The 13,043-nt window shown below is 55.7% G+C and carries 9 protein-coding genes; 4 read left to right on the top strand and 5 right to left on the bottom strand.

The window, feature by feature from the left end:
- Positions 1 to 178 precede the first annotated feature (178 nt).
- Positions 179 to 3,871, top strand: a complete 3,693-nt coding sequence (locus CEE69_RS17545) for a DUF1553 domain-containing protein (protein ID WP_233215339.1) — start codon at positions 179 to 181, stop codon at positions 3,869 to 3,871.
- Entirely contained in the window at positions 3,871 to 5,178 is a 1,308-nt protein-coding gene (locus tag CEE69_RS17540; protein WP_099261917.1) for a DUF1501 domain-containing protein, read from the top strand. The genes CEE69_RS17545 and CEE69_RS17540 overlap by 1 nt, the downstream gene beginning before the upstream one ends.
- A gap of 274 nt (positions 5,179 to 5,452) precedes the next feature.
- On the opposite strand, the gene CEE69_RS17535 is transcribed toward CEE69_RS17540, so the two are convergent.
- Positions 5,453 to 6,067, bottom strand: a complete 615-nt coding sequence (locus tag CEE69_RS17535; protein WP_099261916.1) for a hypothetical protein — start codon at positions 6,065 to 6,067, stop codon at positions 5,453 to 5,455.
- A gap of 530 nt (positions 6,068 to 6,597) precedes the next feature.
- Between CEE69_RS17535 and CEE69_RS17530 the strand changes: the two genes are divergently transcribed.
- Both CEE69_RS17530 and CEE69_RS17525 read left to right on the top strand, forming a co-directional pair.
- On the top strand, positions 6,598 to 7,653 hold the full coding sequence (locus CEE69_RS17530; protein ID WP_099261915.1) for an NHL repeat-containing protein: 1,056 nt from the start codon (positions 6,598 to 6,600) through the stop codon (positions 7,651 to 7,653).
- Positions 7,654 to 7,659: 6 nt separating this feature from the next.
- Positions 7,660 to 8,571: an NAD(P)-dependent oxidoreductase gene (locus CEE69_RS17525; RefSeq protein ID WP_099261914.1), complete on the top strand. Its 912-nt coding sequence runs from the start codon at positions 7,660 to 7,662 to the stop codon at positions 8,569 to 8,571.
- A gap of 8 nt (positions 8,572 to 8,579) precedes the next feature.
- On the opposite strand, the gene CEE69_RS17520 is transcribed toward CEE69_RS17525, so the two are convergent.
- Genes CEE69_RS17520 through CEE69_RS17505 form a run of 4 tightly spaced genes read right to left on the bottom strand, consistent with a single transcriptional unit; the run spans position 8,580 to position 13,025 of the window.
- On the bottom strand, positions 8,580 to 9,992 hold the full coding sequence (locus CEE69_RS17520; RefSeq protein ID WP_099261913.1) for an MBOAT family O-acyltransferase: 1,413 nt from the start codon (positions 9,990 to 9,992) through the stop codon (positions 8,580 to 8,582).
- Entirely contained in the window at positions 9,989 to 11,080 is a 1,092-nt protein-coding gene (locus tag CEE69_RS17515) for a hypothetical protein (protein ID WP_099261912.1), read from the bottom strand. The genes CEE69_RS17520 and CEE69_RS17515 overlap by 4 nt, the downstream gene beginning before the upstream one ends.
- Positions 11,077 to 12,033, bottom strand: a complete 957-nt coding sequence (pssA, locus tag CEE69_RS17510; protein ID WP_099261911.1) for a CDP-diacylglycerol--serine O-phosphatidyltransferase — start codon at positions 12,031 to 12,033, stop codon at positions 11,077 to 11,079. The genes CEE69_RS17515 and pssA overlap by 4 nt, the downstream gene beginning before the upstream one ends.
- Complete coding sequence (locus CEE69_RS17505) at positions 12,030 to 13,025, bottom strand: phosphatidylserine decarboxylase family protein (RefSeq protein ID WP_099261910.1); 996 nt, start codon at positions 13,023 to 13,025, stop codon at positions 12,030 to 12,032. Before CEE69_RS17505 ends, pssA begins: the two co-directional genes overlap by 4 nt.
- Positions 13,026 to 13,043: the final 18 nt, after the last annotated feature.

Raw genomic sequence — 13,043 nt, 5'->3', positions numbered from 1 at the left:
GGGGGTGAGCCCGTAGTCTATAGTGGGTGGGTCGATTGACCAGATCGGCCCCTCCCGCCTCCCCATCCCACCCCAAAATGCCATGTTTTCGTTTGGAACTCCAACGAGAGCGTGTGATCAGGCTTGGTCACGCAGCAATCCTTGCCAATCTTGGATTACCGTCTTCGCATTGGTTGCCATGATCGCTTCCCTGCTCGGGAACGATCCAGTCGCAGCACAATCGACCGATCCTGGCGATGTCGTGCTGTCGCTTGATTTCGAGAACGCGACATTGAGCGAATCGCAGTCCGTCGAATACCGATCACGTGGTCCCATTCAGTGGGATGCGCCTGGTCCAGTCCCTCCCGAATACAAGGAAGCTGAACCGAACAATCAGTCCGCACGTTTTCACGGGAAGGGCGATCGCTTGGTGATCGATGATCCCGGTGCTGAATCCCAATGGGATTTCACCAATGGGGATCTGCTGTCGATTCAAGCGATCATCAAACTCGACGATATTGGCGAAGGTCAAAACGTCTATGTGATTGGCAAAGGACGGACTCACGAAAAGAAGTATCAATCCAACAATCAAAACTGGGCGTTGCGTCTGAGGCACCTCAAAGGGTCCAGCCGTATCAGCTTGCTTTTCGCAACGCCAGAAGTCGACGGCGATTCGCCATGGCATCGATGGACGTCCGACAAAGGAATTGATTCTAATGCAACTTGGAACCACATCGCCGTCACTTATCGCTTCGGAGAACCCAAAAGTGTCCGAGCTTGGTTGAACGGAAAGCTGGTCGCCGGGAAGTGGGACATGGGCGGACCAACAAAGCAGAACCCTGTCGTCGACAACGCGCCAGTGTGGATCGGATCGTCCATGGGAGGTCAGCATTCGTCCAGTTTTCGTGGCTGGATCGATCAACTGACCGTCTCTCGCAAGCTGCTTCGAGACGAAGACTTGAAAGATTGTTGGAGCCCGCCGCCTCCGCCTCTCCCCAAACCACCCGAGATGCGACTAGCCCCCGGGAAAGTCACTTGGTGGTGGAACGATTCGATTTCCTCTCACACCAAGTGGCCGGACAAGACGCTCGACCAGGGAGAATCGCTGACCATCGAATCCCCCATGCTGCTTTCGCGTTTGCCGTTGAAGTACGACTCGCACGGAATCCGGGACTCTTATTCGGGTGCCGTGTATTTCCGAATGGGGACCGAGCTCACGATCCCATCGGGAACGCACCGATTCCTTGTCCGCACACGTGGATTGTCTCGTTTGTGGATGAACGACGAGACAATCGCGACGGTCGGTCCCCAAAACGGGCGCACCGACGGGCACAATCCAGTCGAACCATTGCCGGAGCGACCGGGTCCTGGAATGAGACGACTGGCCTATGGCGTACAAGAAACCCTCGTTGAACACACAATCGAAGACGAAGAGAGAAAGCGTTTCATCCTGGAAACTGTCATCGGCGGCTCTCGGTATCGTGCGGAACCCGATGAAACAATGATCGCGGTGCAACTGAATGGCAGCGGACCGTTCTGGTTGCTGTCGCCTGACTTTCAGAACGTCAAAGCACGCCTGCCGATTGCAGACGCCGTTGTGGAAAGTCAACTGGAACGAATCAACTCGACTCTTCATGCTCACGATGCGACGACGCGACGCACAAAGTCTGATTCGCACACCGACTACTGGGATGAACGACACGCGAGAGCATCTGAATGGGTTGACTCTCTCGATCCCGTCGCGATGCCGACCGGGTTGAATCAGGCGGACAAGTCCAGCCATGCGATCGATCAGTTCTTAACCGCCAAAATCGAAAAGTACCGAAAGAGCGTTCAGCCAAACAAGGCAAGCAACAAGAATCACGAGTTGTCGCAACGTGCTCAAGCGATCTTGCGAGAGCGATGCTATCGATGCCATGACGAAGACAGCGAGGGCGGGTTGCAACTAAGTTCCGCCGAAGCCATCCGCATCGGAGGTGACTCCGGCGAATCCTTGGTGATCTCCGGGGACCCACACGCTGGTGAGTTGATGCGAAGAATCCGATCGGATGACGAATCGGAACGTATGCCGCCGTCGGAATCTATCCCCGAAGAAGAAGTCGCCATCCTCAGCCGTTGGATTTCCGAAGGAGCTAATTGGAACGACCAATCAAGCGTCGTCGAAATCCCGGATGCAGCCTCGATCGACGACGAATCCTTTCTACGTCGTATCTACCTCGACTCGATTGGCGTGCCTCCAACGCAATCCGAGTTTGATCACTTTGTCGCCGACGTGTCATCGGATAAACGTGAACGGCTCGTTGAACAACTGATGCAGCGCGACGAAGTCGCTGATCACTGGATTAGCTTTTGGCAAGATCTCCTCGCTGAGAACCCAAATCTCTTGAAGCCATCGCTCAACAACACCGGACCGTTCCGCTTCTTCTTGCATGAGTCCTTGATCGACAACAAACCGATCGATCGCATGGCAACCGAACTGTTGATGTTGCATGGAAGCCGCTACGAAGGTGGTAGCGCCGGCTTCGGCATGGCCGCCGACAATGACGCTCCCGAAGCAACACGTTGCATCGTCGCCGCGTCAGCCTTCATGGGGATGAATTTGCAGTGTGCTCGATGCCATGACTCACCCTATCACTCCACGACGCAGGAAGACCTGTATTCTCTGGCCGCAATGTTGGCTCGAAAGTCTTTAAAAGTCCCTGCCAGCAGCAGCGTACCAGCAGCGTTCTTCGAGGATCACCCCGGTCGCGCCTCATTGATCAAGGTGACCTTGCCTCCCGGCGAAGCGGTCAAACCTAGATGGCCCTTCGACGATTTGATCGAGACGTCGCGACTGGATCGCTGGATGCGTGAACCTTCCGACCCTCGTGAAAAACTAGCGGTCGCGGTGACGACTCCAGAGAACCCTCGTTTCGCGAAAGTCATCGTCAATCGCGTTTGGCAACGATTGATCGGCACCGGTTTTGTCGAACCGCTGGGAGACTGGGAAAAGGCCAACCCTAGCCACCCGGAACTGTTGGAATGGTTGTCGCGTGACTTCGTTGCAAGTGGCTACGATTTTCGCGACTTGGTTCGCACGATCATGCAATCGGATGTCTACCAACGCGAAGCCATCGGCGACAACGATCCGGTGAACCCGGAAAGTCGCTTCTTCGCCGCACCTGACCGGCGTCGCATGTCATCGGAACAGATCATTGACTCGATGGTTGTTTCTTCGGGAAGACCACTGGATGTCGAACCGTTGTCGTTTGATCAAGAAGCGCGTCGTCCACCTCAAACCATGATTCATCTGGCTGCCCCCAATCGAGCATGGCAATTCACGACTTTGTCAAACGAACGTGATCGCCCCAGCCTCGCATTTCCGAGAGCGGGAGTGGTCGTCGACGTGATGAAAACATTTGGATGGACCGGTTCTCGCCAATCAGCGATCGATCGTCGCGATGTTGACCCGAATGTGCTGCAGCCCGGTGCGGTTGGCAACTCAGTCTTCGCTTCATGGACCGTTGCAGCATCAGAAGGGAGCGAACTCGCGGATTTGGCCGTCGATTCCGACTCGGTCGAATCGTTGACACGGTCGTTGTTCGTTCGCTTCCTGTCACGCAAACCAACTGAAGACGAACTCGATCTGTTTGCCAACGTGCTGACCGAAGGATTCGCGGACCGGATCGTGCCGCAGAAACACCGCATTCGCCCGGAATCGCTTCCCGAACTCGAACACGTGTCATGGTCCAACCATTTGGCCGACCGCGCCAACAGTATCAAACTGGAATTGGAACGCCGTGCGGTTCACGGTGACGCCCCCGATTCTCGTTTGCGGTCATCGTGGCGTCAGAACTACGAAGACGTCGTTTGGTCACTTCTCAATTCCCCCGAATTCATCTGGATTCCGTGATGTTGCAGTCTCGAAGAAGCTGGCTTCAGAACGTCGCGGCGGGCAGTTCCGCCATCGCCGCCTCATCCGCCGGTCTCAGCAATATGCTGAGTGCAAACGAAGCGAGCGACTCAACTCCCTTCGGCAAGGCGGAGCACGTCATCTCCATTTGGTTGGGTGGCGGGATGGGCCAGATCGATACGTTTGATCCCAAACGCGTCGGTGATCAAAAGGCTCGAAAACCCGGCTCACTTTACGAGTCCATCGACACGGCTGTTCCAGGTGTCTCCGTCTGCGAACACCTTCCGCGATTGGCCGAACGCATGGACCGTATCACCGCCGTCCGGACGGTTCACCACGATGTCATCGACGAACACGCGGCCGCCACCAACCGAATGCACACCGGCCGTGTCGTGACGGGAACGGTTACCTACCCGTCACTGGGAAGCGCAGTTGCTCACGAACTTGGCGCGGCTGACTCCGGTGTCCCTCCTTATGTGTTGATCGGATATCCCAACGTCACGCGGGGCCCCGGTTTCCTCGGCGCATCAAGTGGTTACTTGTATTTGACCGACACCAGCAAAGGCCCATCGGGATTGTCGTTGCCTCACGGGATTGATGCGGGGCGCCAATCCCGACGCGAAAAGTTACTCGCCCAAACACGAGCCTCCGCGTTGCAGCGATACGGGAACGACTCGGCCGTCGCCGACTACGATTCCGTGATCGAACAATCGTTGCGACTATCTGGACCCGAGTTCGGACAAGTCTTCCAGCTCGAAAACGAGAGCGACCAGCTCCGCAATCAATACGGAAGCGAGTTTGGCCAGCGATGTCTTCTGGCACGCCGCCTGGTTCAACGAGGCGTTCGTTTTGTGGAGGTATCGCACAACCTGAATTTCATCAACGGCACCGGGTGGGACGTTCACAATGACGGAATTAACAAGCAGCACGAGCTGATTCGAGACCTTGATACCGCCATGTCGACCTTGATCGATGATTTGGAGAAACTGTCTTTGCTGGACAAAACCCTCATCATGGTCTCGTCTGAATTTGGGCGTCCACCAGGGTTCGACGCCGGCGGAGGACGCGGCCACCAAGGCAAGGCGTTCACCTGTGTCCTGGCGGGCGGCGGACTGAACCACAGCGGTGCCTATGGACTGACTGACGAACTCTCGCAAAACATTGTCGAATCGCCCGTCAGCGTTCCAGACCTATTCGCGACCGTGCACGCATCGCTCGGAATCGACCCGCAGAAACTTCTCTACGACGGCGACCGTCCGATCCCCATCACAGACAACGGAAAACCAATTCGGCCATTGCTCCTCTGACTCGTACACGCTCGATCCCACCCATACCGAATACCCATGTCGCGTCGAATTCGCTCCACGAGGAATGACCACGTCAACGGGTGTGATCGGGTGAAATTAGCGTTTGATCTGCAGCGTTAGGCAGGTGTGAACCATTCGCGTTTTCCATCAAATCGCTCTGCGGTCAGTCAGCAATGCAACGTGGATTCCTCCCGACAACCACGGGAGTCAGATCATGGTGCGTTCTACAAGAGTGTCCGCCAGACGTGTGCTATCGCAGATCATTTCCAAGGACTCATGCGGACGGGCTTACTTCTTCTAAAGGTCCAATTCCCGAATCGCTTCCAGATTCGCTGTTGTCGTCATTGGCGGGTTGGTCGGCCCCGGAGGAATCATCTTCTCCGTTCGGTTCCTTAGGCGGTCCGCTACCATCCGCGGTATCCATTGAAGATTCCGAATCATCCCCGATCGCGTCCGGATCAACGACAATCGTCTGTTTGTCGGTCATCTCCTTAGGCTTCAGCGAGTGACGAACAAACGTCCAATCTTCACCCTGCTTTCGATAGACCGCATACAATTTATGGGAATTCACAATCATGCCACCCATCCAATGAAAAACCTCGACATACTCTTCGCCCTCGTTATAGGTATCAGCGGGCTCTTTGCCCAACACCTCTCGCACGTCTAGGTTCGTTAGAGTCTTTTTGTCCCCCAGACTTTTCAACTGTGCCTCGGCGACCTTGTCAAAGCCAGCTTGAAGATTCGCCGGGGCGAGGAAGGTTTCATAGCAGAATGCCGCAAGTACGACGGCAATAGCAATCAGTATGATGAACAGCCCTTTATGGCCAGTTCCACTACTTTTGGGCTGGGGCGAAGAAGGGTTCGCTGGTTCTTGAGGAGTATCTGACACTGGGTCCGCCTGTTTCGATGATTGAGTGTGAAGAATTACCGTTCGGCCTACGTTCTACTACAGCTTTCGATGGTTGTGGAACTCATTGCAGCCATCCTCGCGATTTACGATCAAGAAACCACCGAACTGTCCTTCATTTCAGTTGCCTGGCAGCTTCTTGTTCAACCCGCAGCGGCAATCTACCCGGATGTTTGTTTGACTGCACACGCTAGTATCCGATGTACACGACAGGAAGTTAAATCGCCGCTTGAAAGTGTCGCCGCTTGAAAGTATCGCCGCTGGACAGATGAGCCCCTTGCGAGCCCGTCAAACGGACTCAGTTTAGCTCATTCACTCTGCTGTTCCTTCCCGAAATTGACGAGTGACGAAAGTGAGTCGTTCGACTACGGTCTGATGATGAGAACTCTTCGATGAACTTCATCTCAATTTGCTCATCACCGAGTCGCTAAACTAACGATCGTGCCATTCATGCGTCACACCTGTTCCATTGCCATTCTTCAAAATGCATCCTTTCCTGCACCGAGTTTTTCATGACGTCGTTTACGTTTCGCAGCTGTTCGTTGGTGGTGACCGTCTACACGCTGGTATTCTTTGCCAACAACTCAACGGCTGGTGAGATGCCTTCACTACCAGTTGAGGTCATACTTGGTCCAACCGAACCCGCTCCCGAGGAAGCTCCCGTTCCGGGACCGTTGCGGACACCTTTTGCTGTCGAGTTCGACTCGCAGAATCGCATGTGGATTGTCGAGTTCGATGGCGGACGCGTGTTGCGTTGCGAGCCCGATAATTTTAGCGATCCACACGTGATCGCCGGTCCTGAATCAGCAACTGAACCCAACGCACTTGGATACGTTGATGGACCTGCCCGGTCGGCGCGGTTCAACAAGTTGCACAACTTGGTCATCGACGCGGAGGATGTCCTGTATCTGTCTGACCATGCGAACCACTCCGTTCGCAGGTTGATGCAGGCGGCCGATGGCGAGTGGTTGGTGGACACGTATGCTGGTCAAGGCAAAGAGGGTCCTGCAACCAACAACGTCGACCGCAGCGAAGCCACCTTTCACGAACCCATCTCAGTCACCTTGGACGCGGAAAGCGATCGACTGTTGATTGCTGACATCGGCAATCAAGTCGTCCGGTCAATCGATCTTTCATCTGGATTGGTCACCACCCTCGCCGGACGGAAATCCAAACTCAAAGACCCGCGAGCGGTGGACTTGGACGGCAACCGCCGTCTGCTCGTGTTGGAACGCAACGGCAATCGGTTGCGACGTGTCGAAGACGACGGCGAAATCACAACACTAGCCGGAAACGGCAAGAAAGGCACGGCGGACGGGCAAGCGAAGCAAGCCAGTTTCAATGGTCCCAAGCACATGGACGTTGCTACTGATGGACGCGTTTACATCGCAGACGACGTCAATCACCTGATTCGCGTTTATGATCCGCAATCGGACATCGTTCAGACTTTAAATTTAGGCGAATACACTCTCCGTCGTCCACACGGCGTTTGCATCCGAGGCGATCAACTTTACATTGCCGACAGCTTCAACCATCGTATCTTGCGAGTTCCCCTCCCAGCAAAGTGAATGACCATGGCCGACGACAAATCGCTCCCCAAAATCGGATGGATTGGAACGGGGGTGATGGGGGCCAGCATGTGCGGCCATTTACTCGACGCCGGCTACGAAGTCACCCTGACGACCCGAACTGTAGCGAAAGCCGAATCACTTTTGAAACGCGGCGCGACCTGGGTGAGCAAACCGAAGGACGTGGCGGCCAACAGTGATCTAATCTTCACGATCGTTGGCTACCCGCACGATGTCCGCGAAGTCATCTTGAATCCTGAAACGGGAGTCCTGGCGGGTTGCAAACCCGGCAATGTCATCGTCGACATGACGACCAGCCAACCATCGCTTGCAGTCGAGATTGCGGAGGCGGCGGCCAACTTCGAAGTCGACTCACTCGATGCGCCCGTATCTGGTGGTGACACGGGCGCTCGTGGAGGCACACTTTCCATCATGATTGGCGGCAGCGGGCGAGCACTCGCGAAGGTCCATCCATGCTTGGATTTGCTGGGAAAAACCATCGTGCATCAAGGTGGGCCTGGCGCGGGTCAACACACAAAAATGGTCAACCAAATTCTCATCGCGACCAACATGATCGGCGTTTGCGAAGCACTCGTCTACGGTCATAAAGCGGGTTTGGACTTGCCCACGGTTCTGCAGTCCGTTGAATCCGGAGCGGCGGGCAGCTGGTCGTTGAGCAACCTCGGCCCGCGAATCATCGACAACCAGTTTGATCCCGGGTTCTATGTCGAGCACTTTCTTAAAGACATGGGCATCGCTTTGGCGGAATGCAAAGCGATGGATCTCTCGATGCCCGGACTCGCGTTGGCGGAACAGTTGTATCGGGCCGTCTCGGCTCAGGGCCACGGTCGGGACGGCACACACGCCTTGGCCTTGGCCGTCGCCAGTCTCTCGGGAATTGACTGGCAGAAACGCTAGATGTCCCGTCAGAACTGGAAGTAAACAAACGGACGAAAACCGCGAGGTGCATACAACACCAACGCCCAAATCATCACGGCGGTCGCAACCGGTGTGTACCAACGGTTCGCTGGCAATCGCATCCAACGGCGTCCGCGAGTTCGCCAAATCAAGTGCTCCACCACCATGCAACCGAGAGCCAACAACGGCAACGGCGGCAACCACAAGATCGTTCCCGCCACGGACCAGGTCTCGGTTCCAGGAATGGAAAGTGGTGTCACCCAACCGAGCATCCCACGATAGACCGACATCGCATTCTCAAACGAAGTCGCTCGGAACAAAACCCATCCGAAACCGACAACACACATCGTTGCGAACCATCCCGCAATGCGAGGCAGTGGTTGAGTTATCGTTCGAGCAGTGATCAGTGCCAGCCCGTGCAAAATCCCCCAACTCAAAAAGGTCATCGCGGCGCCATGCCATAGCCCACCGAGTGACATCGTGATCATCAGATTGCGGTTCGTCTGCCATGTCGAACCGCGAGACCCACCCAATGGGATGAACAGATAGTCTCTGAGCCAAGTCGATAGCGTGATGTGCCAGCGATGCCAGAATTCGCCAACCGAAGTCGCAAGATAAGGATGTCGAAAGTTAACGGGAAACCTGTACCCCAGCATTTTCGCGATTCCGATCGCCATGTCGCTGTAGCCGGAAAAATCGTAGTAGATCTGCCCCGCATAAGCCAACACCGCCAACCAAATCGTCGCGGAATGATAGAGCTCCGGTCCTGCGAAAACGCCGTCGACCAAGTCCGCTAGGTGATCGGCGATCAACACCTTCTTCACGGCACCGCGCAGCAATTGCTGGGCGCCGTTGTACATCCGTTTGGAATTCCAGCCTGGTGTCACCGACAACTGCGGCAACAGATGACTCGCACGAACGATTGGCCCCGCAACCAACTGGGGGAAGAACGCGACGTACAACGCAAAGTCCAACACGCTATCGGTCGGCCTCATCTTCCGGCGGTACACGTCAATTGTGTAGCTGAGCGTTTGAAACGTGAAGAACGAAATTCCAACCGGCAACACGATTGGCAACGTGGATGCGTTCAGCCCAATGGCTCGCACGAAAGGCTCGGCCGTCTCCAGGAAGAAGTTGAAGTACTTGAAGACACCAAGCATCCCAAGGTTGACGACGAGACTGCAAAGCAACCACCGTTTGCGAATCGTATCGTCATCGCTTGCGGCAATGCGTTTGGCAACGACGAAGTCCACCGCGGTCGACAACAACAACAAACCGCAAAACCGGATGTCCCAGTACGCATAGAAGTAGTAGCTGGCGACCAACAGAAATGCATTGCGAGACGTCCGCCCACGCAGCATCCACGCGATCGAGACGACCACCGCCAGGAAACACAAGAATTCCAGCTGCGTGAAGTTCACTCGGCTGCTCCAGACACTTCGGCCGAACGCACGAGTATTTCCGCCCCGCCCCAACGTTTCGCGAATTCCCTCGAAATCAGTCGGTAGCCGACCGCGTTGAGGTGCCCGTTTCCGAATCGCCCGTTGTGAAAGCCATGTGGAAAGACGCCACGTTCGACCGAATCGCGAAACACGTCACGACAATCGATGACTTCGAACGAATTCGCTTCCGCGTTTTGCTCGACAATGTCCCATAGGTGATCGTCCGGATCATTCACGCGAAGCTCGCCGTCCATGATCAATGGGCACCGAGGTGCGTAGACGATCCAAATGGGCTTTGTTGCTGCCGCACGAATCGCGTTCAGATTGTCGGCAATCCATCGTTCCGCTGCGACTCGATCCGATTCTTCTAGAAATGTCGCCTGGGTCGGCGGTGTGTACATTGGAACCGGACCGATACCGAACCTCAGTCGACGACGCTCTGTTGTCTGCGGATCAGTCAACAAGTTTCTTCCGGCATGCACTACGAAGTCCGGAATCCAATTCGCAAGCGAGTTTGTGTTGGCAAGGTCCACTGAGCCAACAGAGTCTCGGTCATCCAAGGGTTCAACCATCCCCATCAGGTCGACCATTTCACAAAGCAAAAGGACGTGCCCGTCCACGTTTAGCTCTCGCTCAACCAACGGCATCTGTCGCCTCCACGAGCCAGCGTGATCACCGCTGCTGGCCAAAGGAATGACTTGCACTTCCACGTCGCTTTGGTCACCGTTCGCTGCCCGATCGCCTAGCGAACTCTCGAGCTGACGCCACAATTTGTCAGTGTCTGCGACGCTGACACCTTCAGCTTGCGAATCCCCCCAAAGAGCAAGCACGAAGTCCGGTGAATGACTCGACGACGGCAGGTTGGTTCGCCCCATCATCCCGTGCGGTCCAACTGACGTTGTCGCGTAGCCTTCCGCTCGCCAACGATACGACTCGCCTGGCTTCAGCACGACACGTTTCCGTGCCTCGTCAAACTTTCGCGGCACATAACTGCGCACAAACCAAGGCGAAGTCGCTGCGATGATCAGGGTGCCCAACGACAGACCGATCAACCAGCGAACGATCATCCGCCTTCAACCGACGACGATGACGCGACTGGGTTCGAATTTCGCTGCAGCAACGATCGGATCGGTGACATGAACGCGAAGTAGCAGAACACAACCGGGAGCGCGACCCAGTGCAACAAAAACAAACCCACCACCGCGAAAAGGGCTTGTCCGATTTGGTGCGGCGCCCGTCTTCCGCGAACCAATTGAGCGAACACGTGAGGGTACTCGTAGCGAGAGACCATCAGAAAGGCGAGCACCAACGCCAAAGTCGGAATCACGTAATGCGACGCATCCAATGCGACACCCGCCATGGAATGAATCCACTCCGGATAAGCTTCTCCCACGGCGAAATCAGCCAGGTCAGGAATCGCAATCGCAAACGCCGCAATCGTGCCAGCAGCGGCGGGCGATGGCAATCCTTCGAAACCCTCGTGGTCATCATCCTCGGGTGTTTCCACATTGAAACGCGCCAATCGAATCAGCACGCACAACGCAAACAACACTCCAATTCCCCAAGTCAATCGCTGCAGCAACACATCACTGATCCGCCAAACGATCACCGCGGGTGCGACTCCAAACGTGACCGCGTCGCACAATGAATCCAGCTCTGCACCAAACCGGCTGGCTTGGCCGGTCAGTCTCGCCGCCGAACCATCCAGTGCGTCAAACAACATGCCGCCGAAGATCAAAAGACCGGCCGCGAAAAGCTTTGACTCGGGCGTCCAATCGAGTGATTCGGTGCTGACCGCAATCGCAATGGCTGCCAAACCGCAAACGCCGTTTCCAAGCGTCAGTGCAGTGGGCAAAACGGCCAGCGTCAGTCGTCGACGTTTACCACGCCGTCGCTTTCGACGACGCCCGAACTTGGAACGATCCAGCAGATCGTCCTCTCGCATGAGGTCCGATTCGTCGTCGACGCTGTCATCGTCCAGAATAGGTGGTCGTGGTTTCAGTTCGCTCATTTCGATCAACCTTGTTGATAGCGGGCGAACACCGTCGAGCCGGCACACACCTTTTCACCGACTTGTGCCACGATCTCGAGGGCTTCGTCGTGAGGAATCACCAACTCGGTTCGCGAACCCAGTTTAATCATTCCGAACATTTCTCCGCGTTGCAAAACATCGCCAACGCGAGCCCAGCATACAATTCTTCTCGCGAATTGGCCGGTGATCTGTCGAATCCGCACAATTCGGCCTCCAATTTCCGGACATTCCAATTCGACATCCATGTTTTCGTTTTCTTTGGATGATTCGGAACGCAAAGCATTCATAAATTTGCCCGGACGGTACCGAACCCTGACAACTCGACCGGGCATCGCGATTCGATTCGCGTGCACATTGAAGATGGACAAGAAGATACCAAAGCGGATCGCGGAACCAATGACCGGGTCATCAAACTCGACGATCTCGACCAACTTGCCATCAGCAGGAGCAACCACCGTACCGACGGATCCCGGAACCTGCCGACGCGGGTTGCGGAAGAACCAAGCAACCAAGCCGGCGATCAGGACAAACGGCAACGCCAGGGGCCACCAGAACCACCCGGCGATCAGGGCCAGCAAAACCGAGGCGGTGCACATGACGATCAATTCTGCCAACCCAACCCGGACAAACGGAAGCGATTCTCGCCAGAGAAACGGGTCGTCGGCATCCGCCCACCAATAACTGTCTTGGTTGCGATAGTATTTCATGTCCCGCGAATCGACCGGTTCGAACGGCAAATCGCCTCGGTGACCTTGGCGGCGATCCCGCATCTTCGACACGTACTTGGGACGAACCGAGTTCAACCAAGCCCGCCGGAGCTTGCCCCACGCCAACTCGATGGACATGACCACGCCACCGCCCGGCTGGATCGATTTCAGGGCCGGGTCCATGGCCGGGACTTCCATCGTCGACGCGTCAGTGAACGGCGGACTCGGATCGTCAAGCGGGACGGAAGCGTTGGAGGACAAAAAGCTGGCCATGAGTTCAATATGAAAGCC

Origin of the sequence: Rhodopirellula bahusiensis (genome assembly GCF_002727185.1) — a bacterium.
GTDB classification, from domain to species: domain Bacteria; phylum Planctomycetota; class Planctomycetia; order Pirellulales; family Pirellulaceae; genus Rhodopirellula; species Rhodopirellula bahusiensis.
The sequence above is the reverse complement of the archived record's forward strand: the minus strand, read 5'-3'. Positions and strand labels throughout refer to the sequence as shown.

Bases quoted from the DNA above. Each gene is read 5' to 3' on its own strand.
- CEE69_RS17545 (WP_233215339.1), top strand. From the start codon at position 179: ATGATCGCTTCCCTGCTCGGGAACGATCCAGTCGCAGCACAATCGACC.
- CEE69_RS17540 (WP_099261917.1), top strand. From the start codon at position 3,871: ATGTTGCAGTCTCGAAGAAGCTGGCTTCAGAACGTCGCGGCGGGCAGT.
- CEE69_RS17525 (WP_099261914.1), top strand. From the start codon at position 7,660: ATGGCCGACGACAAATCGCTCCCCAAAATCGGATGGATTGGAACGGGG.
- CEE69_RS17515 (WP_099261912.1), bottom strand. From the start codon at position 11,080: ATGATCGTTCGCTGGTTGATCGGTCTGTCGTTGGGCACCCTGATCATC.
- CEE69_RS17530 (WP_099261915.1), top strand. From the start codon at position 6,598: ATGACGTCGTTTACGTTTCGCAGCTGTTCGTTGGTGGTGACCGTCTAC.
- CEE69_RS17505 (WP_099261910.1), bottom strand. From the start codon at position 13,025: ATGGCCAGCTTTTTGTCCTCCAACGCTTCCGTCCCGCTTGACGATCCG.